Annotated in this window: 20 protein-coding genes; 15 read left to right on the top strand and 5 right to left on the bottom strand. The window is 38.1% G+C overall.

Annotated features, from left to right (window positions below):
- Window positions 1-46: 46 nt before the first annotated feature.
- Window positions 47-1,669 (bottom strand): S8 family serine peptidase, encoded by a 1,623-nt coding sequence (locus AC012T_RS10425; protein ID WP_487065450.1) that lies wholly within the window; start codon window positions 1,667-1,669, stop codon window positions 47-49.
- 97 nt (window positions 1,670-1,766) lie between these two features.
- Between AC012T_RS10425 and rpe the strand changes: the two genes are divergently transcribed.
- From rpe to AC012T_RS10400, 5 genes are all read left to right on the top strand, one after another.
- Window positions 1,767-2,474 (top strand): ribulose-phosphate 3-epimerase, encoded by a 708-nt coding sequence (rpe, locus tag AC012T_RS10420; protein ID WP_042465865.1) that lies wholly within the window; start codon window positions 1,767-1,769, stop codon window positions 2,472-2,474.
- Window positions 2,475-2,763: 289 nt separating this feature from the next.
- Window positions 2,764-3,366 carry a Uma2 family endonuclease gene (locus tag AC012T_RS10415; protein WP_487066543.1) on the top strand — a complete coding sequence of 201 codons (603 nt, stop codon included), beginning with the start codon at window positions 2,764-2,766 and terminating at the stop codon, window positions 3,364-3,366.
- Window positions 3,367-3,373: 7 nt separating this feature from the next.
- Entirely contained in the window at window positions 3,374-3,583 is a 210-nt protein-coding gene (gene vapB / locus AC012T_RS10410; RefSeq protein ID WP_487065448.1) for a type II toxin-antitoxin system VapB family antitoxin, read from the top strand.
- Window positions 3,584-3,614: 31 nt separating this feature from the next.
- Entirely contained in the window at window positions 3,615-3,851 is a 237-nt protein-coding gene (locus tag AC012T_RS10405; protein WP_487065446.1) for a hypothetical protein, read from the top strand.
- Window positions 3,852-3,971: 120 nt separating this feature from the next.
- Window positions 3,972-4,238, top strand: coding sequence for a hypothetical protein (locus AC012T_RS10400; RefSeq protein ID WP_487065444.1), 267 nt, complete (start codon window positions 3,972-3,974; stop codon window positions 4,236-4,238).
- Between the two features lie 14 nt (window positions 4,239-4,252).
- Here AC012T_RS10400 and AC012T_RS10395 read toward each other — a convergent pair whose 3' ends face one another.
- Window positions 4,253-4,516 carry a hypothetical protein gene (locus AC012T_RS10395; RefSeq protein WP_487065442.1) on the bottom strand — a complete coding sequence of 88 codons (264 nt, stop codon included), beginning with the start codon at window positions 4,514-4,516 and terminating at the stop codon, window positions 4,253-4,255.
- A gap of 397 nt (window positions 4,517-4,913) precedes the next feature.
- On the opposite strand from AC012T_RS10395, the gene AC012T_RS10390 reads away from it, so the two are divergent.
- The 4 genes from AC012T_RS10390 (at window position 4,914) to AC012T_RS10375 (ending at window position 12,757) form a co-directional block, all read left to right on the top strand.
- Complete coding sequence (locus AC012T_RS10390; protein ID WP_487065440.1) at window positions 4,914-6,632, top strand: diflavin flavoprotein; 1,719 nt, start codon at window positions 4,914-4,916, stop codon at window positions 6,630-6,632.
- 353 nt (window positions 6,633-6,985) lie between these two features.
- A complete protein-coding gene (locus tag AC012T_RS10385; RefSeq protein WP_487066541.1) occupies window positions 6,986-8,698 on the top strand; it encodes a diflavin flavoprotein in 1,713 nt (570 codons plus the stop codon).
- A 670-nt stretch (window positions 8,699-9,368) separates the two neighbouring features.
- Window positions 9,369-10,628, top strand: a complete 1,260-nt coding sequence (gene urtA, locus AC012T_RS10380) for an urea ABC transporter substrate-binding protein (protein ID WP_487065438.1) — start codon at window positions 9,369-9,371, stop codon at window positions 10,626-10,628.
- 20 nt (window positions 10,629-10,648) lie between these two features.
- Complete coding sequence (locus AC012T_RS10375; RefSeq protein ID WP_487065436.1) at window positions 10,649-12,757, top strand: sensor histidine kinase; 2,109 nt, start codon at window positions 10,649-10,651, stop codon at window positions 12,755-12,757.
- 438 nt (window positions 12,758-13,195) lie between these two features.
- On the opposite strand, the gene AC012T_RS10370 is transcribed toward AC012T_RS10375, so the two are convergent.
- Window positions 13,196-13,960 carry a Ycf66 family protein gene (locus tag AC012T_RS10370; RefSeq protein WP_487065434.1) on the bottom strand — a complete coding sequence of 255 codons (765 nt, stop codon included), beginning with the start codon at window positions 13,958-13,960 and terminating at the stop codon, window positions 13,196-13,198.
- Window positions 13,961-14,178: 218 nt separating this feature from the next.
- On the opposite strand from AC012T_RS10370, the gene gndA reads away from it, so the two are divergent.
- The 3 genes from gndA (at window position 14,179) to AC012T_RS10355 (ending at window position 18,278) form a co-directional block, all read left to right on the top strand.
- Window positions 14,179-15,609: an NADP-dependent phosphogluconate dehydrogenase gene (gndA, locus tag AC012T_RS10365; protein WP_487065432.1), complete on the top strand. Its 1,431-nt coding sequence runs from the start codon at window positions 14,179-14,181 to the stop codon at window positions 15,607-15,609.
- Window positions 15,610-15,830: 221 nt separating this feature from the next.
- Entirely contained in the window at window positions 15,831-17,273 is a 1,443-nt protein-coding gene (locus tag AC012T_RS10360; RefSeq protein ID WP_487065430.1) for an AAA family ATPase, read from the top strand.
- A 3-nt stretch (window positions 17,274-17,276) separates the two neighbouring features.
- Window positions 17,277-18,278, top strand: a complete 1,002-nt coding sequence (locus AC012T_RS10355) for a DUF4435 domain-containing protein (protein ID WP_487065428.1) — start codon at window positions 17,277-17,279, stop codon at window positions 18,276-18,278.
- Between the two features lie 75 nt (window positions 18,279-18,353).
- Here AC012T_RS10355 and AC012T_RS10350 read toward each other — a convergent pair whose 3' ends face one another.
- Window positions 18,354-19,064, bottom strand: a complete 711-nt coding sequence (locus AC012T_RS10350) for a DUF305 domain-containing protein (protein ID WP_487065426.1) — start codon at window positions 19,062-19,064, stop codon at window positions 18,354-18,356.
- A gap of 69 nt (window positions 19,065-19,133) precedes the next feature.
- On the opposite strand from AC012T_RS10350, the gene AC012T_RS10345 reads away from it, so the two are divergent.
- Complete coding sequence (locus AC012T_RS10345; protein ID WP_487065424.1) at window positions 19,134-19,322, top strand: hypothetical protein; 189 nt, start codon at window positions 19,134-19,136, stop codon at window positions 19,320-19,322.
- On the opposite strand, the gene AC012T_RS10340 is transcribed toward AC012T_RS10345, so the two are convergent.
- Complete coding sequence (locus tag AC012T_RS10340) at window positions 19,300-20,439, bottom strand: protein kinase domain-containing protein (protein ID WP_487065422.1); 1,140 nt, start codon at window positions 20,437-20,439, stop codon at window positions 19,300-19,302. The genes AC012T_RS10345 and AC012T_RS10340 overlap by 23 nt on opposite strands.
- Window positions 20,440-20,856: 417 nt before the next feature.
- On the opposite strand from AC012T_RS10340, the gene AC012T_RS10335 reads away from it, so the two are divergent.
- Window positions 20,857-23,985: a GAF domain-containing protein gene (locus AC012T_RS10335; RefSeq protein WP_487065420.1), complete on the top strand. Its 3,129-nt coding sequence runs from the start codon at window positions 20,857-20,859 to the stop codon at window positions 23,983-23,985.
- Window positions 23,986-24,004: 19 nt separating this feature from the next.
- Entirely contained in the window at window positions 24,005-25,813 is a 1,809-nt protein-coding gene (locus AC012T_RS10330; RefSeq protein ID WP_487065418.1) for a putative bifunctional diguanylate cyclase/phosphodiesterase, read from the top strand.
- Window positions 25,814-25,817: the final 4 nt, after the last annotated feature.

The following is a 25,817-nucleotide window of genomic DNA, read 5'->3' as shown; positions in this document are numbered from 1 at the left end:
TACCCTCTGATTTCTACTCTTGACCAGAAAACTTTTTTAGCCAAAGCTATTTGATAGGGACAGTCCACCAAGCTAAACCATAAGCTTGCTTTGCTTCATTCACTTGTTGTTTAAACTGCACACGAATTTTATATTGACCAGTAGCAGGAACTGGACAAAAAATATGTTCTACATTATCAATTTCACTAATTGATGAACAAACAACACCAGAATCTGAATCTTTAGCATCTGTTTTGACTAAATAGAGATTGAGGTTATTGAGTCCTCTATCTATAAAATTTTCATCTACATCATATTGTTGATTATTATTTTTATCTGCTAATTCAACTAATCTATCCCAAGTTAAAGTAAGAGCTACAAAACTATTTTGTTTTAAAGGTTTTGCTAAAGCATATTCTACAGATGAGGCAGCATTAATTGTGTGATAATCCCAACCAATAAAGGGAACAGATTCTGAGGGTTGCCATTGACCAGGAAGAAATTGTTGATAAGCACGAAAAGCATTTAAATGACCTGTTCCCATTTGAGCATCTAAGGGAATTGTAGGATTTTGATAAGCATCAGAAGCTAGCCAATTTTGATTTTGTTTATCAATTAACGTCTTTGTCATTCCCAACCGTAAACCATCACCGCTATCTTGGATTTTTTCGGCTGAATTTAATAATACAGCTTTCATCACTTGATGATGTCGAGCATCAATGCTCCAGTTGGGCAGATTTGTGCGGATTTGTCGGTCAGCAAATTCTTGTAATAAAGCCACAGTCGCTGTAACGTGGGGTGCTGCAAAACTTGAACCTGTGGACTTATTTAACTTACCATCAGGATTGAGTAAAGGAATATTACTACCAGGAGCAACTAAACCTATAGATCGCCTACCACCAATATTAAACTCTTTCCCCACTAAGCGAACTGACCAGTCAGCGCTGGCGCTATCGCTCACACCTTGATAATTACTCGCTAGATTAGAAACATCAACTTTATTAAAAATCCCCTCTCTTCGGGATGAAAAAGCGACGTTAACTCCGTTAAAATTGTCTGTAGGAATGGGAATCCCGCCTTTGCCTTGATTACCTGCGATCGCATACAGAACATTATGAACTCTAGTAGACCAGTCAATACACAACGTTAGTAAAGCTTTGCCATCTAAAACAGCTTCTGCCCTGGGATCACGGTTCAACGGTTCACCAAAACTAAAGTTAATAGCACGAACATCACCACCGTTTTGTAGCGCTATATGTTGTGTCGATAAACACTCCTCTGGTTGACCCATATTCTTTGTAGAACCGACAGCAGAAGAATATAACCTCGCATCTGGAGCAACTCCTTTCCAGGCTTTATCTCTACTCACCATCACAGCCGCAACATTATAAGCATGGGGATCAACACCACTATTTGATTTAGCTGGTACATTGCGTAAAAACACCGCAACTGGAGATAAAGCACGATTTTTAGACACGGCTTTATCCAAGCCAAACATCCCCGGACGACCAATTTCTACCTGACCAATGGCAATCTTGCGACCAGTTAAATTGTAAGGAGGTTTGTGTAGTTTGAGCGCATCAATTCCACTACTTTCTAGAGAACTACCAAACTTGACAGCAGCCAATACCGGCAAACTCAAGCAGGAAATTCCCAAACCGCAAATTATCCAAGTTAGTTTTTTGTTCATTGTCAGTAGTTAGTAGTCAGTTCCAATTTCCAATTTCCAAAAAATCCATATTTTGTTACAATGCCTACAGACGAATATGCTTAAAAACCCACCAGCCATGACCCAAAACCCATCTAAAAAGCCTATAGTTATCTCTCCATCTATCCTATCAGCCGATTTTAGTCGGTTAGGTGATGACATTCGCGCCGTAGACAAAGCCGGAGCAGATTGGATTCACGTTGATGTCATGGATGGACGTTTTGTACCTAATATTACAATAGGTCCTCTGGTTGTGGAGGCGATTCGTCCCATTACAACCAAACCCCTGGATGTCCACTTGATGATTGTGGAACCAGAAAAGTATGTGGAAGGTTTTGCTAAGGCTGGTGCTGATATTATTTCTGTACACGCTGAACATAACGCTTCACCTCACCTACACCGGACTTTGGGACAAATCAAAGAACTCGGTAAAAAAGCTGGAGTTGTACTTAACCCCGGTACACCTTTAGAACTAATTGAATATGTACTGGAACTGTGCGATTTAGTGCTAATTATGAGCGTTAACCCCGGTTTCGGTGGACAAAGCTTTATTCCTGGTGTGGTTCCTAAAATTCGCCAACTTCGTCAAATGTGCGATGAACGCGGTTTAGATCCTTGGATCGAAGTTGATGGAGGACTGAAAGCTAATAACACTTGGCAAGTTTTGGAAGCCGGCGCTAATGCTATTGTAGCTGGTTCTGCTGTGTTTAATGCTCCTGATTATGCTGAGGCTATTAGCAGTATCCGCAACAGCAAGCGTCCAACTCCAGAATTAGCAGCAGTTTAATTTCATCCTGGTAATTAAGTAAAACCTAGATCCTCGATTTCTTTGAAAAATCGGGGATTTATTTTATTAACTATCACAATACCTTGTCCATTTTCGGTAGGTTGAGTTAAGCGACAGCGCAACCCAACGCTTTTCTTTTATGACAGATTTAGGCAGAGCCTTTGTGATAGCATTCCTATTCGGAGACTGGGAACGAGATACATTAAGGATTACCTCGTGTTTCTTGTCTCAAGTTTGGATGTTAATCTGGAACTAACTACAAGACAAGTACCAGTTTTAGGAGGGAATGATGACACAAGCTAATGTATCTCCAGCTATGGCTGTGAATATCCCTACTACAATAACGTTGAAAATCTCCCATGAGCAGTTTGTTGATTTAGCACTTGCTAATCGAGATTTACAATTAGAACGAACTGCTACGGGAGAGTTAATTATTATGCCACCAACGGGAAGCGATACTGGAAACAAAAACCTGGATATGGAAGGCCAGCTTTGGCTGTGGAATCGTCAAACTAAACTGGGTAAAGCATTTAACTCTTCAACTGGTTTTCATCTTCCTAATGGTGCTGACCGCTCTCCTGATGCTTCTTGGGTACGTCAAGAAAGATGGGATGCTCTCAGTTTAGAACAGCAGGAAACTTTTGCACCTATTTGTCCTGATTTTGTGCTGGAATTACGTTCTAAAACTGATTCTCTGGAAAAGTTGCAAGCCAAAATGAGAGAATATATAGAAAATGGCGCTTGTTTAGGTTGGTTAATTGACCGCAAAAGTCAACGAGTAGAAATTTATCGTCCAGGTAAAGATGTGGAAGTTTTAGCTCATCCTGTAACTTTGTCTGGGGAGGATATTTTACCTGGGTTTGTGTTGGATTTAACCGAGGTTTGGAGTTGAGAATATAATGATACAGCCAGTTATTTTAGAAAAATTAGAAGAACTCCCTGAGTCTCTTCAGACAGAGGTACTTCATTACATTGAATTTTTGATAGATAAGCACGCTAAAGACTCTACCCAAGAAGAACCGACAAAGAAGCGTCGTGTTGCTGGAACAATGAAGGGAATATTTATTTTACCACTGCCGGAAGATTTTGATGAGCCACTTGAATTGTAAGGTGTTTTGATAGGATTAAGAACAGGAGGAAATGATGACCATAGTTAGGCTACAAGTTACTTTTGAATCGTTACTTGAAGGAATTACATCTTTAAGTTTAGAAGAAAAATATAAGCTTTTAGGAATCATAGAGGAGCAGGTTTTAGAAGCAGAAGAAGATTTATTAGAGGAAGATCCACAGATTCTTGCTGAGGTTTCAGAGGCTCGAAAGGCTTATAAAAATGGTGATTATACAACTATTCAAGAATACATTGCTAATCGGGCTTAGGAGATTATTTCTAGAGTTTTGCGCTAAAATAATCATTATATCCGTGTAAATGCGGTGGGTATCAGGGTATTTACAGATTATTATATTCTTTGTAATCTTAGATACACAATTTTAACTTTTATGACAACGTTTTTTGAAAATGAATCAGCAAAAGTGAAAGTAGCTGAATTAAATGAAATTTGCGGAACTATTATGCATTACGGTTTTGGCGGTATTTCATCTTGTGGGGCTAAAATTGACATTGACCCTGATTCTAAGTCCTATGGATATATTAGGGGATATACCATACAACAAAATGGAGAAACAAAGACTTTCACACTTGAAGATGCTGAAATGTTTCTGAAAGATATATGGAAGAACGCAACAGATAAAGATTGGGATAGCTGAGATAGCTTGATTTATCATTCATGAACAGGGAATATCGAAAAGCAGGAATACAGACAATGACTGATATTGCTGATGGTATAGTAATATCGCTTCTCCTGTAGGTTGGGTTGACGCAAGGAAACCCAACATCTAGTTGATAAAATAAATAAATTAGTAATGAAAGATGTAACGTTGGTGAAACTGCCACCGTAAGCGATCGCTTCTCTCATACCCAAATAGCTAGGATGGGTATAGCGTAACGCACCAAACCCTTGATAACGTTGCGTTACGGATTTCATCCTAACGCACCATACAATACTTAATCCTGTAAGCGCAAGCGCAGGCTACGCCAACAAAAATCAAATAGTAATCCTATAGGGGAAATTAAGACTGAAAACGTTGAAGGATTCTTTCCTTAGCGTTCTCTTTTTGATGAATTATTTGTCAAGAAATGCAAGTATATGTATGATAGATTTGGGATTTTAAATTATGCCAAGAAAAATAAATATTTAAGTCGTATTACATTTGACATATTTAGGAATTAGTATATTTTTCTAGTTAAAAAATATGCTGAAAAAGAGCATTTATTGATACAAGTTAAAATAATTGAAATCTATTCTTGATTACAGCTTTAAAAAGAATTTAGAAAGAGAATAGTGAAGAGAAAAGAATATTATTTGGACTCGGAGACGAATCATGGTAGCGATCTCAGAGAAAGTTCAGCCCCGATTAACTATACAAACTGTAGAAATTGCCCCTAACACAACGGCGATTCGCTCTCTTGATTGGGATCGAGATCGTTTTGATATTGAATTTGGCTTGCAAAATGGCACAACCTATAATTCATATTTAATTAGGGGTGAACAAACAGTTTTGATTGATACTTCTCACCAGAAGTTTCGTCACTTGTATTTAGAAACCCTTAAAAGTATTGTTAACCCGAAGACAATTGATTATATAATTGTCAGTCACACAGAACCAGATCATAGTGGTTTGGTAGAAGATGTATTACAGTTAGCACCAAGAGCGACTGTTTTGGCTTCTAAAGTAGCGTTGCAATTTTTGGAAGGTTTGGTACATGATCCTTTTTCTAAGCGAATTGTTAAAAGTGGCGATCGCATAGATATTGGTAAAGGACATGAGATAGAATTCGTCAGTGCGCCTAATTTACACTGGCCTGACACCATTTTCAGCTTTGACCGCAAAACCAAAGTCATCTACACTTGCGATGCTTTTGGAATGCATTTTTGTGATGATCGCACCTTTGATGAAGATTTAGAAGCAATTGAAGCTGATTTCCGGTTTTACTATGATTGCCTAATGGGCCCTAACGCTCGTTCTCTGTTGAATGCAATGAAGAGAATGGGTGATTTAGGCAAAATTAACATTATTGCGAACGGACACGGGCCACTGCTGCACCATCACCTAGATATCCTGACTGAGTGCTACCACAGTTGGAGTCAAAGACAAGCTACAGCAGAGACAGTTGTCGGTTTGTTCTATGTTTCAGAATACGGTTATAGCGATCGCTTGGCGATGGCAATTTCTGAAGGTATCCAAAAAGCTGGTGTGGGTGTAGAAGTAATTGATCTCAACACCACAGAACCCCAAGCAATTCAAGAACTAGCTGGTAGAGCAGCTGGTATTGTTATCGGAATGCCTCCAACTACCTCAGCTGCTGCTCAAGCTGGAATCAGTTCATTATTATCAGTTGCCAAAAATAAGCAAGTAGTGGGACTATTTGAATGTTACGGTGGCGATGATGAACCCATTGATACCTTCCGTCGTAAGTTTATTGACTTGGGAATTAAAGAAGCCTTCCCAGCAATTCGGATTAAAGAAGTTCCCAGTGCATCTACCTACCAACTTTGTGGAGAAGCGGGTACAGATTTGGGACAAATGGTGATGCGAGAACGCAACATCAAACAAATCAAATCTCTCGACGTGAACATGGAAAAAGCGTTGGGTAGGATTAGCAGTGGTTTATATATTGTCACCGCCAAAAAAGGTGATATGAGTGGAGCAATGATTGCTTCCTGGGTAACACAAGCGAGTTTACAGCCTTTAGGCTTCACAATGGCTGTAGCTAAGGACAGGGCTATTGATAATTTACTCCAAGAGAGCGATCGCTTTGTTCTCAATGTCTTGGAAGAAGGAAACTATCAAGACCTGAAAAAGCACTTCCTCAAACGCTTACATCCCGGTGCTGATAGATTTGCCGGCGTAAAAACCCAAACCGCTAAAAACGGTTCTCCAATTCTTACAGATGCACTTGCATATATGGAATGTCAAGTAGTCACCAGCATGGAATGTAGTGACCACTGGATTTTATACTGCACAGTCGAAGAAGGACGCGTTTCCAAACCTGATGCAGTCACAGCAGTACGTCATCGCAAAGTAGGAAATTACTACTAATTCGTAATTGGTGATTGGTGATTGGTGATTGGTGATTGGTGATAGGAAAAAAATTCGTAAGGATTCAGCATAGAGAATGTTTGATATAGCGGGGAACTCTTAACAGAAGAGAAAAATATTCTTCTTCCTTCTTCCTCCTGACTCCTGACTCCTGACTCCTGAATTCTTACGAAAATTCTATCTATTACCCATTACCCATTACCCATTACCTATTTTTAATTTTGAATTGCAATGCACAGATATTTTACAGCGATTCTTTCATAATTGCTATGGAACTTACAGATTCATTTTCCAACGCTTTTGCATCGGCTAAAAATTGGTTTTCTCAAGTTTTTTCTCCACAACAAATATCCATGAGCAATTCCAAACCACGGGACGTACAAATTCTACCTATTGCTACAAATACAAAAGTTCTCAGAGCGCGTAGTTGGTCACGTCTAAGGTTTGAAATTGAATATGCACTTGAAAGAGGTACTACTTCCAATTGCTATTTAATCGAAGCTGATCAAACTGCACTAATTGACCCTCCTGCGGAAACTTTTACAGAGATTTATATCCAAGCATTGCAGAATACGGTCAATTTCCGTAAGTTGGATTATGTGATTTTGGGTCATTTTAGTCCCAACCGCATACCCACATTTAAAGCTCTTTTAGAACTTGCGCCACAAATTACTTTTGTTTCTTCTCTATTGGGTGCTGCTAATTTAAAAGCTGCTTTCCCAGATGAACACATCAAAGTGTTGGTAATGCGCGGTAAAGAAACTTTAGATTTGGGTAAGGGTCATGTCTTAAAATTCTTCCCTACTCCTAGTCCTCGTTGGCCAGAAGCGCTTTGTACCTACGACCAACAAACCCAAATTCTCTACACAGATAAATTATTTGGAGCGCATATCTGTGGGGATGAAGCATTTGATGAAAATGCAGAAAGCTTTAAAGAAGACCAGCGTTATTACTTTAATTGCTTAATGGCGCCCAATGCGACTCACGTAGAAGCAGCGTTGGAAAAAATTTCCGATTTGCAAGTGAGAATGTATGGCGTTGGTCACGGGCCTTTGGTACGGTCTAGCTTAATTGAATTGACCAAAGCTTATGGTGAATGGAGTCATTCCCAAAAGAATCGAGAAATATCTGTGGCGTTACTTTACGCTTCAGCTTATGGAAATACAGCGATTTTAGCACAGGCGATCGCATTGGGACTGACTAAAGGTGGGGTTGCAGTGCAATCAATTAACTGTGAATTTGCACCACCTGAAGAAATTCGCACCACTGTAGAAAAAGCTGATGCGTTGATTATTGGGACTCCTACCATTGGTGGTCATGCACCCACACCTATTCACACCGCTTTGGGTATTGTCCTCTCTACCGGTGATAACAGCAAATTAGCTGGGGTGTTTGGTTCCTATGGTTGGAGTGGTGAAGCTTTAGATTTAGTTGAAGGTAAATTGCGAGATGCTGGCTATCGGTTTGGCTTTGATACCTTAAAGGTGAAGTTTAAACCTGATGAAGTTACCTTGAAATTATGTGAAGAAATCGGTACAGATTTTGCTCAAGGCTTGAAAAAAGCCAAGAAAATCCGTGTACCCCAACAAGCTTCTACCCCCACAGAACAAGCTGTAGGCAGGATTATTGGCTCTGTGTGCGTGATTACGGCCAAGCAAGGAGAAGTTTCTACAGGAATGCTTGGGGCTTGGGTTTCTCAAGCTACTTTTAACCCACCTGGGATTACTGTTGCGATCGCAAAAGATCGTGCAGTTGAATCACTTATGTATCCTGGTGGTAAATTTGCCCTGAATATCCTCCCAGAAGGGCTGCACATAGACTACATGAAGCATTTCCGCAAAAATTTCGCCCCTGGAGAAGACAGATTTGCTAACTTCCAGACAGTAGAAGCCGACAACGGTTGTACAGTCCTCACCGAAGCTTCAGCCTATTTGGAATGCTCAGTTGCCCAACGTCTAGAATGCGGCGATCATTGGGTAGTATATGCAACCGTAGATAACGGCAAATTACTCAAACCTGATGCTGTGACAGCAATCAACCACCGCAAAACAGGTACACATTATTAATAGGACTTACGCAACTTGCTTTGTAGGGTGCGTCAGACCCGATAATTGAGCATCTAACAGATTTTCTCTATCTGACGCACCAGCAAAGGATATTAAATGTGACACTTGCGTAAGTCATAATTAATCATCAACTAGTATAAATTATAGAACCGCCTGGAGTAATAACCAAGGCGGTTTTATCATCTACGATTTCTATGAACCCGTGTAAAAACCTGATCTCGTATCTCGTTCCCAGTCTCCGGCTGGGAATGCCCTCATAGAGGCTCCGCCTAAAATTATCATTAAAGGACTTCCAGAACATAAATGAATCTCATATCTCGTTCCCAGTCTCCGGCTGGGAATGCCCTCACAGAGGCTCCGCCTAAAATTATCATTAAAGGACTTCCAGAACATAATTTTAAGTATAATTGAATACATACTAATACAAAGTATATAGTTATACTATTGTTTTAATAAAATCTGGGATATTACCTGAGTGTAACCCTTACATAATCAAATCAAGACGTATAATATAAACAGTATAATTGAATGTATCATACATAGTATGTCTAGATATCCGAATAACGCACGTATTATTATAAATAAAATCTTTAAAATTGACTGTTGGCACTTAGTGAACAAATTTATCATCCATGATTTTTTCTAGTTAATTTACAGCTTTAAAAAACTGATGAATAAAAAAATTATTCTTTTAGTAGTAGCTTTTGCATTAAGTTTCACAATATATTTTTTCACTCATACCCAAATTCAACTTTCTCAAAAACCTATTAAAGTTGGTATTCTTCATTCTCTGACTGGCACAATGGCAATTAGTGAGAAATCAGTTGTAGATGCTACCTTACTCGCCATTGAAGAAATAAATGCACAAGGAGGTATTTTAGGCAGAAAAATTCAACCAATAATTGTTGATGGTAAATCTGATTGGAACACATTTGCTAAACAAGCTAAAAACCTGATTACTAAAGAAAAAGTAGTTACAGTTTTTGGCTGTTGGACTTCCGCCAGTCGTAAAACAGTAAAACCTATATTTGAGATATACAATCATCTATTGATTTATCCTGTTCAGTATGAAGGACTAGAAGAATCGCCAAATATTGTTTACACAGGTGCAGCCCCAAACCAACAAATTATTCCAGCCGTAAAATGGTCTTTTGATAACTTAGGCAAACGATTTTTTTTGGTTGGTTCTGATTATATTTTTCCTCGGACAGCCAACGCCATCATCAAAGATCAAGTCACCGCTTTAAAGGGAGAAATCTTAGGAGAAGAATATATACTTTTGGGTAGTAATCAAGTAGATAACGTCATCGCTAAAATTGTAAAAACTCAACCAAACGTCATTTTAAATACAATTAATGGTGATAGTAATATTGCTTTTTTTAAAGCCTTAAGACAAGCGGGAATTAGCTCTGATATAATACCTACTATTTCCTTTAGTATTGCTGAAGCAGAATTAAAATCTTTACCAAACAAAGATGTTGTAGGTGATTATGCAGTTTGGAATTATTTTCAAAATATTAATAATCCTAAAAATAGTGAATTTATTCACAACTTTCAAAAAAAATATGGGAAAAATAGAGTTACATCTGACCCCATTGAAGCTGGATATTTTGGAGTTTATTTGTGGGCGCAAGCAGTTAAAGCTGCTGGTACAGATGAAGTCAATATAATTCGGGAATATATCAAAGACCAAAGTTTTAAAGCACCGGAAGGAGTTGTATACATAGATGCTAGTAACCAACATACTTGGAAAACAGTTAGGGTTGGAAAAATTCAGTCAGACGGGCAATTTAAAATTGTTTGGAATTCAGGTAAACCAATTCGTCCCATACCTTATCCTATCTCTCGTTCTAAAGCTGAATGGGAAATATTTATAACTAATCTTTATCAAGGCTGGAATCGAAACTGGGCTAACCCTAATACTAATTAGATAAATACCTAAATTTGGAAGTGAAGGATTTGAAAAATAAAAAACTTGTTAATAAACTGCTGTTTTGGTTTTTATTAATTGCCTTAGTACCTCTGAATATAGTTACCTCTATACAATATTACATGGTCAAGAAGTCTTTAACAAAAGAGGTTGATAATAATTTGGTATCTATTGCAGATAGTAAAGCAAAATTTTTGGATTTTTATATTAATGAAAAACAAAAAAATGCTGCAATTATTGCACAAATGCCAAATATAATTGACGCAACAGAAAAATATCAACAAGCTTTTACTGAAAATGGAATTAAGACAAGAGAATATCAGCAGATAGACAAAAAGTTTCGCCAGTCTATTACTAATTATTTAGATATATTTGCTTATTCTGATATCTTGTTAATCTCTCAATCTGGAAGTACTATATTTTCTGTAAATAACAGTAAAGAAATAATAGGAAAAAACTACTATCAAGAAACTTATAAAAATTCTGAACTTGCCAAAGTATTTGACCGTGCCAAAACATTAATGCAAGTAGAAATATCTAATTTCACCTATTATGCATCTAATAATGAACCCACTGCTTTTATCGCTGCCCCTATTTTTAAGAATAATCTGATTATTGGGGTCGTAGTACTGCAACTGAATAATCAAGAATTTAATAAAGTAGTCAATGACTATACCGGATTAGGCAAAACTGGTGAGACAATTGTCGGTTCATTAGTTGATGAACGCATAATTTTTACTGCTCCAACTAGACATGACCCAAAAGCAGCTTTTAAAAGATATATCAATATTAGCAACGATAAATCACACCCACTCAACCAAGCAAATCAGGGAATTAAAGGCAATAGCATCACAATTGATTACCGGGGTCAAGAAACAATTGCTGCCTGGAGATATTTACCTTCTTTGAATGCAGGACTTTTGGTAAAAATGGATGTAGCCGAAGTCTTTACACCCTTAAAAACCCTCCAAAATATTGTTATTATTTTAGGAATTATTACACTTTTATTAGTTATATTGGCAGCTATTACAGTAGCCAAATCTATTTCTCAGCCAGTTATTGAACTTACCCAAATAGTTCAAGAATTTGCTCAAGGAAATCTCAAAAAACAAGCATCTGTTCTTAGCGATGATGAAATTGGTCAATTAGAACTGTCATTTAATCGCATGGCAGCACAACTTGAAGAATCCTTTGAAACAATTCAAGAACGGGAACAGGAACTGACTACTGCTAAAGAACAACTAGAAAAAGTTTTAGCAGAGGTGCAGCAGGAAGCACATCAACTAGCTGCTCAATTGATTCAAAGTGAAAAAATGTCGAGTTTGGGACAGTTAGTAGCGGGTGTGGCACATGAAATTAACAATCCAATTAACTTTATTTATGGTAATCTCACCCCTGCCAATGAATACATTCAAGATTTACTCAGACTGTTAAAACTTTATCAGATGCACTATCCTCACCCAGTTAAAGAAATTAAAGATGAAGCAGAAGCAATAGATATTAACTTCTTAATTAAAGATCTTCCTAAGCTGCTGACTTCAATGGGAATTGGTGCTAAAAGAATTACAGAAATTGTGAAGTCACTGCGAAACTTTTCTCGTTTAGATGAGGCAGAAATGAAAGCAGTAAATATCCATGAGGGTATTGATAGTACACTAATGATTTTAGAAAATCGTCTCAAAGCCGCATCTAATCGTCCAGCGATTGAGGTGATTAAAAACTACGCTGATTTACCACTAGTAGAGTGTTACACAGGGCAACTTAATCAAGTGTTTATGAATATTCTTGCCAATGCAATTGATGCTTTGGAAGAGAGCAAAATCAAGAACTTTGTAGGTTTAGAGAAACTCCAGATTCAAATTTACACGGAATTAATTAATGACGAGCAAGTAAGTATTCGCATTATAGATAACGGTGTTGGTATCCCAGAGAAATTGAAAAAATTATTGTATGATCCTTTTTTTACTACTAAACCTATAGGTAAAGGAACGGGTTTAGGTTTATCTATTAGTTATAAAATTATTACTGAACAACATCAGGGAAAATTGCAGTGTATTTCTTCCCCTGGAAAGGGTACAGAATTTATAATCACCATTCCCTTATATCAAAATCTTAAAAAAGTTAACTAAGAAACTTCTAATCTAGGACTAGCCCTTTGAAGGTGACTAACGAATATACGTCATTTCCGTGAGATCATCTTAAGATCATGTTTGAAAAGTTTAGGGACGTATAATTTGTCATTCTGTTCGCGTTCACGTAGTGTGCCGTAGGCATAGCGTGGCGTTAGCCATGTGGAGTCTTACGCAACGAAGAATCTGGAGTTTAGCCCACATACTGAGATGCTACGTTCCTCAGCATGACATGGAAGGAGACTTTTCAAACAACCTCTAAATCCTCCGCCCATATTTTGGGTTTTTTGAAGGTTGAAACAACCAATTTGCGTTCCAAATTTCACCACCTTGAAAGGGCTAGTCCTGTCAACCTATAACCGCCATAATTTATTTTCTGGTGTTCCCTAAAAGGAACTGGGAAGCAGATGATTTTCCTATATCCCCAGTCCTCAGTTTCTAATCCCCAGTTTCTGGATTTGGCGGTAATTTTTCCGGTGGTGCTTCTGCTGGAGGTGCAAGTACCGCATCTGGTGCAACTTCCTCAACAGGAATTGGTTGTTGTTCCCCAGTTTCTGGTTGCGCTTCTGCGACTAATTCAGGAGTGGGGGGATTTGGGGGTGTTGCTTCTGGTACATTTTCAGTTTTAGCTTCCGTGTCAATCGTGGGGATAGACTCCACAGGTTGCTCTGGTGCGGGAACAGTTACAGCTTTAGCAGGAGGCGTTTCTGTTGCACTTGCTTGTTCTGGAATAGGAGTTCTTTTATCAATAATTTCCACTGTAGGTTTATCTATGGGTGCAGGTGGCTTTTTGCTCACAGCTTGCTTTAGCTTACCTTTGACACCACTGAAAACACCGCCAATTAATGCTGGTAATTGTCCCAGCTTTTCCCGCACAGAAAAATTAGATACCTGTTCTTGTATACTCATTTTCACGAGTTCAGGACTGGGTATTGGCGTTTGTTGTACTTCTGGTGTCAGTTGTCGCCGTAATGAGAGAGTTTGCCAGCCAAACCAAACCAATAGAGCTACACTGGCTACATGACCGAGCAAAAGACCGCCAGTAATACGTGGTGTAAAAATCCATAATACCAAAGCGTAAAATAGCCCCACACCACTCCAGATAAAATCATTCTTGCGGTGGATTTCAGGGAAGAAGAAAGCTGCCAAGTAGATGGCTAAACTTCCAAGTCCGACGACTAACGCTAGGACATATGCCAGCATTTTTGGATACTCCTTACTGTTTCATTTGACTCGATATTTTAATTTTGCAAATTTTGTGACTAAATTGTTGACTTAGATACAAATTAAAATTAATTATTGATGTTAGTTGTGATTCTTTTTCGTTTACATCAACTCTTAATATCTTCTTTAGGAGTGAAGCGAAAATCTCGGATTACCCTTAAAGAGAAAGGATCTGCAAGAGTTAGCCAAACAAATTTATGACCCTACAAAGCTTTGGTGTGATTGGATTAGCCGTTATGGGCGAGAACATCGCTCTCAACGTTGAGCGTAATGGCTTCCCAATTGCAGTTTACAACCGCTCTCGTGAAAAAACCGATGCTTTCATGGCGCAGCGTGCAGGAGGACGGAACGTTGTTGCAGCCTTTACCTTGGAAGAATTTGTTGCTGCACTAGAACGTCCCCGTAAAATTTTGGTGATGGTACAAGCTGGTAAGCCTGTTGATGCGGTAATTCAACAGCTTAAACCCTTGTTACAAGAAGGCGATATCATTATCGACGGTGGTAACTCTTGGTTTGAAGATACTGAAAGACGTACTCAGGAATTAGAACCTACTGGATTACGCTATCTTGGTATGGGTGTCAGTGGTGGTGAAGAAGGTGCGCTGAATGGCCCTTCGCTGATGCCTGGTGGTACAAAAAGTTCCTATGAGTACCTGTCCCCCATTTTCAACAAGATTGCTGCTCAAGTCGATGACGGCCCTTGCGTTACCTATATTGGCCCTGGTGGATCTGGTCACTATGTAAAAATGGTACACAACGGCATTGAGTATGGTGATATGCAGTTAATTGCAGAAGCCTACGATTTGCTGAAAAATGTGGCTGGACTTAATCCTAGTCAGTTACATGAGGTGTTTGCCCAATGGAATACAACTGACGAACTCAATTCATTTTTGATTGAGATTACAGCTAATATTTTCCCTTACGTTGATCCAGAAACCAAGAAACCCCTAGTTGATTTGATTGTTGACGCAGCCGGTCAAAAGGGAACTGGACGTTGGACTGTACAAACTGCTTTGGAATTGGGTGTTGCGATTCCGACAATTACCGCTGCTGTAAATGCTCGGATTCTCTCTTCAATCAGAGATGAGCGGATTGCTGCTTCTAAGCAACTGACTGGCCCTTCTGCTAAGTATACTGGGGACATCAAGGCTTTTGTGAACATGGTGCGTGATGCGCTCTATTGTTCCAAAATCTGTTCTTATGCTCAAGGGATGGCGCTGTTATCTACAGCTTCCAAAACTTACAATTGGGATTTGAATCTGGGTGAAATGGCTCGGATTTGGAAGGGTGGTTGTATTATTCGCGCTGGCTTTTTGAATAAGATTAAGAAGGCTTTTGACGAAAATCCAGCTTTGCCAAACTTGCTATTAGCACCTGAATTTAAGCAAACAATTCTGGATAGACAAGCTGCTTGGCGTGAGGTAATTATTACTGCTGCTAAGTTGGGTATTCCTGTTCCAGCTTTTAGTGCTTCTCTAGATTACTTTGATAGTTACCGCCGCGATCGCTTGCCTCAAAACTTGACTCAAGCACAACGCGACTATTTCGGCGCTCATACTTATCTCCGCACTGATAAGTCTGGCAGTTTCCACACTGAATGGGTTCCCATTGCTGAAGCTAAGAAGTAAGATACTTCTGGTTAAGCTTTAAAGTGAGTCCTTGCTGTTGATTTGAGCAAGGTTGCCTGTAGGGGCGGGGTTTTCCCGCCCTTAATTGTAAGATAAAGATGCTATTGAATTTAGTTCAAAAGTTATGCTATAGTCACTGAACAAATATCGTGCCAGTAGCAATAGTAATAATATTGATTGTCATTAAAAATAAAAAATAATCTCATAAACATAAAAAAGCTATGTATATACGAAAAATTGAAATTAAAAATTTGTGGGGAAATGATTTCTTATGGACACTCAATGAAGACGTAAATGTTTTAATTGGTAAAAATGGTTCAGGGAAATCAACGATACTACGAATGCTTTACGAAGCAGTATTGCCTGTTGAAGATAGCAAATTGGATTTTAGGTTATTTGATCCCATTGATGAAATAATTATCGAGTTAGAAGATGATATTGTCGTCAGAGTTAATAGTGAAAGTAGAAGTATAACAGCAAACAAAGAAATTACTAATTATCAACCGAATATAAGCTTTATTAATACTTTTGATGTTGTTGAAAAGAAGTTAAAACAAAATACTACATTGCTTGACTACCAACTGGATAAGTTAAAACAAGAATTCGTTACTTATCAAAGAGATTTATCTAATCAAGTAGAAGAAATATTTAAAATAGATGATAAAGCAACAAGAAGAAATCAATTAGATAAAATTGAATCTATCTATGAAACTAAAAATACATTTATTAAGATATTAACTCAACTATTTAGTGATACAGAAAAAAAATTTAATGAAAAGAAATTTCACTTTTTAAAAGAAGGTATTCAAACACCAATATTACCAAAGAATCTGTCATCTGGGGAAAAACAGATGTTGATTATCTTATTAACAACCTTACTTCAAGACGGGAAAGGTTATATATTATTAATGGACGAGCCGGAAATATCGCTGCATATTGATTGGCAAAGGAGTTTAATCTCAAATATAAGGCAGATAAATCCAAATTGCCAAATTATCATCACAACTCATTCACCAACTGTTTGGTATCAAGGCTGGATTGAAGAAGTCACACAAATAGAAGATATTCAGTCAACTTCAGATTTAGTAACAGAAAGTACCATTTTAAAAGAAAAAACTGATCAATTAGGAGAGCGTGTACAAGAAATAAAAAATATTTTTGGCAGCTTTTCAGGGGACACGTCACGTAAACTTTATCAATTTAATCGCAAAATTAATGAATATACTTTATTTACAAAAGATGAATGCCTTCAATTGTTGGATTTCCTGAAAGAAAATACGATTGATCCTGATGTCATAACATTTACTACTCTTATTTCCAAGCTCAATAATTATAAAGATGCAAAAGATATTTTTGATTTAATGACAGCAGAAACCTGTAGTGAATCATCTCATGTCAAGCCTAATAATATAACTCTTAATACTTTGATTAAAAAAGTCAGTGGGGTTGAAGAAGGCATTGAATTTATTCACAATATAAATCACAACATCAATGAAAACCTGGAATTGCTTCCTGACATTATAACTTTCAGCACTTTGCTTGGTAAAGCAAGAAATATGGATGAAATTAGATCACTTGAAGAAGCACGAACCTATTATGGAATTAAAGCAAATGATATATATTTAAATAAATTGGCTTTTAAGGGGTTTCAGGGAGGACGGTAATTAATGAATTTGTATGAAGTTGCTGCTGAAAGAATCGAAGGAGAGGCTCGTCAGAAGAGGTGTGATATTTCTGTATTGGTTGAAGATTTTTATGATGAAGAATTTTGGAGACTTATTATTGAAAATGTTAAACCGAATTTAAGAAATAGAATTTATTTTCCATATCCCAATAAAAAAGGAACACGTGGAAAATCTATTTTGAAGAACTTTAAAGAGTTCATTAATAGAAAATTTATTATTTGCATTGATAGTGATTGCGAATACTTGTACGATAAAGATGTTTGGTATATCGCTGACTATATTTACCATACAGTTGTTTATAGTAAAGAGAACTTTCAGTGTAATTATCTGTCATTAAATGAAATATGCAAAAGTTTAACCACCGAAAGCTATGATTTTCAGAGTTTACTTGAAAATATTTCCCAAAGAGTTTCCCCTATATTTTACGTTTGGTTCTACTTCAAAGAAGCCAAAAGCAATAATTTTAATCATCTTATAAATAACGAAGCATTTGGAACAATTTTGAACTTTCAAAATAGTCAATTCGACAATATTGGAGATGAGAAGACATTATTTCAAAGTATTGAAGATAGAGTGCAAGATACATTACAAAAACTAAAAGAAGTAATGGATGATGATGCTTGGTATGACTCAATTCTTATAGATGGTATTCCTGATATACAAAATCGGTTAATAGAACAATACTCAATACGTCCAGAAGATATTTTGTCATTTTGCTGTGGACATGGTGTATTAGATCAATTTGTTGAGCCTTTTATGAGAAAGCTCATTACAATATTAAAGAACTTAAAAATAGAAGAAGTAAAAAAGGCTCTAAGTGAAGACAAAGATATTAATAACACAATTAGTCGTATCGAAAATCTTGCAAGACGAGACGTTAAGACTATGTTAAATACCAGTTTAATATATCTCCTTCTTTATAATGCTGTCGAAAATCAACAGATGCAAGAAATCAAAGACAAACTAGCTAGAGAACTGAATTAGTGCGATCGCTACATCGCACTAAGAATTTATTTCTACAAGGGTTCTAGGATACGCATATTTAAATTCGGTCGATGTCTATTTGTTATACCAAGCTTGCCGCCACTGTTGCATTTGCTTAATCTCTGCATCTTGGGATTTGATAATATTTTCAGCCAATTTTTTAATTTCAGGACGCTGAGATTTTTGCAAGGCATCTTTTGCCATCACTACAGCTGCTTCATGGTGAGGAATCATGGCATTGATAAAGCGCAGGTCAAATTTTGCATCAGCTGCACCTAAATCCATATTCATCATCATGGCTTGCTTTTGCTCAGGTGACATCTCCATGTCATGTCCCATTTTGGCATCATAAGCCATTGGTTTATCTCCCGCTTTGGGATACCAAGCTGTACGCCACTGTTTCATCTGGGTGATTTCTTGGTTTTGTGCTTTGGTAATTTCGTCTCCTAGCTTTTTGATCTCAGGGCGTTTCGATTTCTGTTCGATTTCTTTGGCCATTACTATTGCACCCTGATGGTGGGGAATCATGGCATCAATAAAGCGCAAATCATAGTTGGCATCGGCTGGGCCTAAATCCATTGTCATGCTGTGATTCATCATGCCACTACCATGATCCATTGGTTGGTTGTCATTTGTAGTAGTCGCAGTGGTGGCAGGGTTTGATGCTTGGTTTTGGGAATCGGTTGTAGAACAAGCTGTTAATAGTCCACTGGGTACAGAAGCGATCGCTACTAAGGTCAATGACAAGAAGCTGTTTTTTAGCGTAGAAAGTTGCATAGGGAGCATCTAAATATTTCCTGATTTCATTCTAAAGTCTCTAGTTAGCTGGAGAATCAAGCCTTTATCCAATTTATTTTGAGTAAGAATTCAGGAGTCAGGAGTCAGGAGTCAGGAGTCAGGAGTCAGGATAAAGAAGGAAGAAGAAGAATATTTTTCTCTTCTGTTCCCTGTTCCCTGCTATATCAAATATTCTGTATCCTGAATCCTTCCCAATTACCAATTACCAATTACCCATTCCCAATTACCCATTCCCTAAAAACTTAGCTTTCATCTCCTCTAATTCTTTGTCTATGGCATCATTAATAGTAGGCACAGATGTAGGATTAGATGGTTGTTTAGGAACATTTTGCGGTTGTATGTTACCACCTGTAAATTGTGTTTTTAGTTCTTGTAATTCTTTCTCAATTTCAGGGGAAGTTGGATTAACAACAGTGGGTGGAGAAGTAAGGGATACTGGGGTGACTGGTTTAGTGATTATCGCGGGTGGGATATTTGCTGGGGATTGATGATGATTTAAATGATTAAGAACTTCATCGGCAGTTTGGTAGCGACGGCTGGGGATGCTTTCTACCATTTTGTCAATAATCTGACTCAATTCTTTACTGACGGGAGTTTTGAGATATTGTCGCCAAATCCAAGCAGCATTGTGGGTATCATAGCTGTCAAAGGGCGATCGCTCTGTTAAAAGATTAATACAAGTTACACCTAAACTATAAATATCACTGGCAAAAATCGCCCTCCCCCGCATTTGTTCCGGTGCGACATATTCGGGACTACCTATACTTGTACCTGTGTGATTCAAAGCTGTGCCTGTGGCAGATTTAGCAGCGCCAAAATCTACTACAACCAGTTTATTATCACTACTCCGACGAATAATATTTTCTGGCTTAATATCTCGATGGATGACTTGTCTAGCATGACAAAATTGCAGCACTGGCAATAAATCATTCAATAATTGCCGAATCTGCGTTTCATTAAAAGCACCTTTATGCGCTAATTCCTGAGCTAAATTGAGTCCATCAATAAATTCTTGTACCAAATATTGCCTATCATCTTGGCTACAATATGCCAAAAGTGCAGGAATTTGGGAATGTTGACCCAATTCGTCTAACTGTATTGCTTCTTGGTTAAATAATTCTACTGCTTTTTGTACCGTATTTGTACCTTGAGCTTGGGGGTAAAACTGCTTAATGACACAGGGTGGTTTTGAGGGTTTATCCTCATCTACTGCTAAAAAAGTCCTACCAAAACCACCTTGTCCGATGGGTTTAATAGCGCGATAGCGTTCTTTAAGAAGTAATTTTGTGCCACAAGTTAGACAAAACTTGACATCATTAGAATTTTCAGGTTTGGAACAATGGGGGTTCAGACAGTAACTCATAAAAAAATCACTCGTACTTGTCTTTAATTGTGCCTTGTGGGTTGCCAAAGGGTGGTGATTAACTGTTATTTCGCTTTTGAAGTAGTCGGACAAAATTAAATTCACTTGTTGAGAGAGGGAACTCTTAACAGAAAAATCAGTTGTGTAATTAATTCTGTTTCATTACTTAGCTAATTTTCTGGGATAGCATTTTAGAGTTTTTAGTGTAACAATTTAAATCAGTAAAGATTAAAATTTCTGACTACTTAAGAAATTTAAGTATGAATTCGTGCAGGTTGATTTGGTTAGGAAAAGAATTTTTATGTAAAATTCCTTAGTTTTCGGTAATAAAGTTAAATATTTTACACGATTGAGATGTTCTCATTCTGCCTGTATTGGATTAATGATAATGCCTATTAATGACAACAAGGTGAAACTATGCAAACAAGATTATGGGAATTATTTCCGCATTTTTTGGTGAATAATTCATATATGCCTCATGGACATTGCTATCTATGGCAAACGCCTCTTGTAGCTTTGCATTTAGTTAGTGATGCACTAATTGCGATCGCTTATTTCTCTATTCCCGTCATGCTGATCTACTTTGTTAGCAAGCGGAGTGATATTCCCTTCTCCAAAGTATTTGTCCTCTTTGGGGCATTTATTGTCCTCTGTGGTATCGGACACCTGCTTGATATTTGGACACTATGGCATCCAGACTACTGGATTTCTGGCATTGAACGCGCTATGACTGCCTTAGTATCTTGTTATACGGCTTTACAACTAATAGAACTGCTGCCGCAATTTTTGGCATTAAGAACACCAGAACACTTAGAAAGCATCAACAAAGAATTAGAAAAGCAGATAGCAGAACGGCAACGCACTGAAGAAACCCTGGAAATGATTGTAGCTGGAACTGCTTCAGTAACTGGAAACGATTTTTTTCCGGCTCTGGTACAGAACCTAGCCACAGCCTTAAATGTGTCCTACGCGCTGGTGTCTAAAACAGTTAATAGTTCTACCCCCAGTCTGCGGACTTTGGCGCTTTGGGCTGTCTCTAATTTAGCAGAGAATATTGAATATGAATTAACGGATACTCCTTGCCAAGTAGTAGTAGAGAATCGGGTATTGTGTTCTTATCCAAATCAGTTGCAAGAGCTTTTTCCTCATCCTACATTGCTCAAAAACATGGACGCACAGAGTTATGTAGGCTTGCCCTTACTAGATATCAATCAAAATGTGATTGGTAATCTCTGCATTATTGATGTTAAACCCTTTATAGTCGATGAACGCACCACAACACTATTGAGCGTTTTTGCCGCACGAGCTGCTGCTGAACTGCAACGAGAATGGGCAGAAGAAGAAAAACATCATGCCTATGAGGAATTAGAATTCCGGGTTGAAGAGCGTACTGCGGCATTTGTCAAAGCTAATAACGCCCTGGAAAGTGAAATTAGCGAACGGATTGCCGCTGAAGTTGCTATGAGGGCAATGGCAGAGCGGGAACAGGCGATTAACAGGGTAATTTTGCGAATGCGTCAAACCCTGAATTTGGAATCAATTTTTAATGTCACCACCACAGAATTACGACAAACTATAGAGTGCGATCGCGTTTTGATTTATCGCTTCCAACCAGATTGGAGTGGGGAATTAGTTTCCGAGTCAGTAAATCAAAAATGGAATACCTTACTTCCGGGACGAGCAAAAGATCCCAAACTTACCCAAACCGCTGTAGATCAACCCGATTGTGTCACCACTAAACTCAGTACTACAGATGTTTTGAGCCATGATACCTATTTGCAAGACAACAAAGGTGGTATGTTACGCCAAAAAAATACCTATTGCTGCGTTAATGATATCTACACAGCCGGATTTGATTCCTGCTATCTCAATCTTTTAGAAGAATTGCAAGCACGAGCTTATATTATTACTCCTATTTTTTGTGGCAAAAAACTCTGGGGTTTGTTGGCAGTTTATCAAAATAGTAATTCCCGCAACTGGCAACAAGCAGAAATTGGCATTGTTACCCAAATTGGTAATCAATTGGGAGTAGCAGTGCAACAAGCAGAACTACTTGCCCAAACCCAGCAACAGGCAGAGGAACTAAAACGGGCTAAAGAAGCTGCTGATGCTGCTAATCGGGCTAAAAGTGAATTTTTGGCGAATATGAGTCATGAACTGCGTACTCCTCTTAACGCCATTCTGGGCTTTACTCAGTTGATGCAGCAGGATAAATCCTTAACTATTGACTATCAACGGTATATAGAAATTATTAACCAAAGTGGTGAACATTTGTTGGCGCTGATTAATGATGTGCTAGAGATGTCGAAAATTGAAGCTGGCAGGATTTCACTCTATAAAACAGAGTTTGATTTGCACAAGTTGCTTTACAGTTTGGAAGCCATGTTCCTGATGAAATCACAATCCAAAGGCATACAACTAAGGTTTAATTGTGATATTAGTGTTCCTCAGCATATAAAAACTGATGAAAACAAACTGCGTCAGATACTCATTAATCTGTTAGGCAATGCCATTAAGTTTACTGAAAAAGGCAGTGTATCCTTGCGAGTTAGTAGTCAGGAGTCATTTACAGGAGACAAAGGAAGAGAGAATATGCTCTTATTTGCAGTTGAGGATACAGGCCCTGGTATTGCCTTAGAAGAACTAAGTGATTTATTTCAGGCATTTCAGCAAACACGAGCAGGTCAAAAATCCAAAGAAGGAACAGGTTTAGGGTTGGGGATAAGTCAGAGGTTTGTGCAGTTGATGGGTGGAGAAATTACTGTTACTAGCAAACTAGGCCAAGGTAGTTGTTTCAGTTTTAGTATTCCAGTTAGTTTAACAAAAGCAATCCCTAATTCCAGTTCATTTCCCGTTGATCATGCAATTAGTATTGCTCCTGGGCAGCACTATCGGATTATGATTGCTGAAGATAATGCTACTAACAGATTGCTACTGAGTAAAATCTTGATCAGATTAGGCTTTGAAGTGAAGGAAGCTGAAAATGGACAAATTGCGATCGCACTCTGGCAGCAATGGCAACCTCACCTCACCTTCATGGATATGCATATGCCTATTATTGATGGCTATCAAGCAACTCAGCGCATCCGTCAACTAGAACAAGAATTAGCAACCGAGCAAAGTTTCACCCCAACCAAAATCATTGCTCTCACTGCTAGTGCTTTTACCGAACAGCGACAGGAAAGCTTAGACGCAGGTTGTGACGATTTTGTCAGCAAACCATTCCGCTGGGAAGAAATTCTAGAAATCCTATCCAAGCATCTTCAAATAGAATACTTGTATGAATCGACTCCTGACAGTGATATTACCTCGAACACAATTTCATTTTCATCCGAATATGTTCTTGATCAAAAGGCTTTAGCTATCATGCCAGCAGCATGGATTCAGGAATTACACTTTGCAGCAGTCCAAGGTAATGATATGAGTAGTCTTCACCTCATTGCTCAAATCCCCCCTGAGCAAACTTCTTTGATTGCAGCTTTAACCGGACTGATTGAAAGTTATCAGTTTGACAAATTAATGTTATTAACGCAACCAAAAGAATGAGGATATTTAAGGTGAATTTATGACCATTGACAGCCAGGAAAATCAACTTTTACCACAAAAACCGACTCATATCAACATCTTAATTGTTGATGATGTTCTGGAAAATATTCGTCTCCTCTCCAGTATTTTGGAGCGCAATGGATACCAAACTCGTAAAGCACTCAGTGGCACAATGGCACTGACAGCAACTGTAGCGGCTCCACCTAGTCTAATTTTATTAGATATCAGAATGCCGGATATGAATGGTTATCAGGTTTGTCAAGAACTGAAATCAAATCCTAAGACTGCTCATATTCCCATCATTTTTTTAAGTGCAGCAGATGATGTTGCTGATAAAGTCCAGGCTTTTCAAGTAGGTGGTGCAGACTATATTACCAAACCATTCCATATAGAAGAAGTTTTAGCACGGGTTCAACATCAACTGACAATTATTAAAGCTCAACAAACGATTTGCGATCTCAATGCACAGTTAGAGGAACGAGTCAGAGAACGCACCCAACAGCTAGAAATCGCTAATTCCCAACTTGCAGAAATGGCTTTTCAAGATCCATTGACTAAGCTACCTAACCGCGCATTGTTAATGGAGCGACTTTGGCAAGCTATCAAAAAACAAGAGTCAAATCCTGATTATCAATTTTCTGTATTTTATTTGGATTGCGATCGCTTTAAAATTATTAATGACTCTTTAGGACACCCAGTAGGAGATGAGTTACTAATTGCCGTTTCTCAACGTCTCAAATCCTTTTTACATCCAGAAGATGTCTTGGCACGTCTAGGAGGTGATGAATTTGTTCTCTTGCTCACCAGACTCTCTGATCCTGTTACAGTTATTGACATAGCCGAAGGAATTTCTAGCCATTTTGCTCACCCCTTTTATCTCCAAGAGCGAGAAATTTTTCTCTCATTTAGCATTGGCATTGTTGCCAACTGCTCAACTTACTCTGACCCTGATGCTTTGCTGCGAGATGCCGACATAGCCATGTATCAAGCCAAATTCGCAGGTAAAGACCAATACCAAATCTTCGCTGAAACAATGCATCAAACTGCTTGTGAGCGATTACAAATGGAAACAGATTTGCGGAAAGCCATTCAACAACAAGAGTTTGTCCTCAATTATCAGCCCATTATTAACCTGTCAACAGGCAAAATTATGGGTGCTGAAGCCCTGATTCGCTGGAATCATCCTACTCAAGGATGTATTGCTCCAGTAGAATTTATCCCCATTGCAGAAGAAACAGGTTTGATTTTAAAACTAGGTCACTGGGTACTTAAAGAAGCCTGTGAGCAACTTCGTCTCTGGCAGCAAAAACAGATTGTAGATTTATCATTTACCATCAGCGTTAATATATCAGCTTACCAGTTTTCTCAATCTAACCTTGTCGAGCAAATTGATAATATCTTGATAGAAAGTCAACTTGCCCCAGAATGCTTAAAGCTAGAAATCACCGAAACAGCCATCATGGAAAATTTTGCCTCCGCTGCTAATATTATTGCTAATTTGCGAAAACGACATATTCAATTAAGTATAGATGATTTTGGGACAGGATATTCCTCACTCAGCTATTTGCATTATTTCCCCGTTGATAACCTCAAAATTGATCGCTCATTTATTCGGCATTTAACTGAAAAATCTGACAGTTTAGGATTGGTAACTGCAATTATCCAAATTGCCAAAACAATGGGCATGACTCTCATCGCTGAAGGAATTGAAACTGCTGAACAACTGAGACAACTGCAACTATTAGATTGTCATTTTGGTCAAGGCTACTTTTTTTCTGAACCTCTAAACTCTGACAATCTGGCTAGATTAATATCGACAACTTTTTAATAAT

The organism is Anabaena sp. EIM26 (genome assembly GCF_057568715.1).
The sequence above is the reverse complement of the archived record's forward strand: the minus strand, read 5'-3'. Positions and strand labels throughout refer to the sequence as shown.

Bases quoted from the DNA above. Each gene is read 5' to 3' on its own strand.
- AC012T_RS10425 (WP_487065450.1), bottom strand. From the start codon at position 1,669: ATGAACAAAAAACTAACTTGGATAATTTGCGGTTTGGGAATTTCCTGC.
- rpe (WP_042465865.1), top strand. From the start codon at position 1,767: ATGACCCAAAACCCATCTAAAAAGCCTATAGTTATCTCTCCATCTATC.
- AC012T_RS10415 (WP_487066543.1), top strand. From the start codon at position 2,764: ATGACACAAGCTAATGTATCTCCAGCTATGGCTGTGAATATCCCTACT.
- vapB (WP_487065448.1), top strand. From the start codon at position 3,374: ATGATACAGCCAGTTATTTTAGAAAAATTAGAAGAACTCCCTGAGTCT.
- AC012T_RS10405 (WP_487065446.1), top strand. From the start codon at position 3,615: ATGATGACCATAGTTAGGCTACAAGTTACTTTTGAATCGTTACTTGAA.
- AC012T_RS10400 (WP_487065444.1), top strand. From the start codon at position 3,972: ATGACAACGTTTTTTGAAAATGAATCAGCAAAAGTGAAAGTAGCTGAA.
- AC012T_RS10395 (WP_487065442.1), bottom strand. From the start codon at position 4,516: ATGAAATCCGTAACGCAACGTTATCAAGGGTTTGGTGCGTTACGCTAT.
- AC012T_RS10390 (WP_487065440.1), top strand. From the start codon at position 4,914: ATGGTAGCGATCTCAGAGAAAGTTCAGCCCCGATTAACTATACAAACT.
- AC012T_RS10385 (WP_487066541.1), top strand. From the start codon at position 6,986: ATGAGCAATTCCAAACCACGGGACGTACAAATTCTACCTATTGCTACA.
- urtA (WP_487065438.1), top strand. From the start codon at position 9,369: ATGAATAAAAAAATTATTCTTTTAGTAGTAGCTTTTGCATTAAGTTTC.
- AC012T_RS10370 (WP_487065434.1), bottom strand. From the start codon at position 13,960: ATGCTGGCATATGTCCTAGCGTTAGTCGTCGGACTTGGAAGTTTAGCC.
- gndA (WP_487065432.1), top strand. From the start codon at position 14,179: ATGACCCTACAAAGCTTTGGTGTGATTGGATTAGCCGTTATGGGCGAG.
- AC012T_RS10360 (WP_487065430.1), top strand. From the start codon at position 15,831: ATGTATATACGAAAAATTGAAATTAAAAATTTGTGGGGAAATGATTTC.
- AC012T_RS10355 (WP_487065428.1), top strand. From the start codon at position 17,277: ATGAATTTGTATGAAGTTGCTGCTGAAAGAATCGAAGGAGAGGCTCGT.
- AC012T_RS10350 (WP_487065426.1), bottom strand. From the start codon at position 19,064: ATGCTCCCTATGCAACTTTCTACGCTAAAAAACAGCTTCTTGTCATTG.
- AC012T_RS10340 (WP_487065422.1), bottom strand. From the start codon at position 20,439: ATGAGTTACTGTCTGAACCCCCATTGTTCCAAACCTGAAAATTCTAAT.
- AC012T_RS10335 (WP_487065420.1), top strand. From the start codon at position 20,857: ATGCAAACAAGATTATGGGAATTATTTCCGCATTTTTTGGTGAATAAT.
- AC012T_RS10330 (WP_487065418.1), top strand. From the start codon at position 24,005: ATGACCATTGACAGCCAGGAAAATCAACTTTTACCACAAAAACCGACT.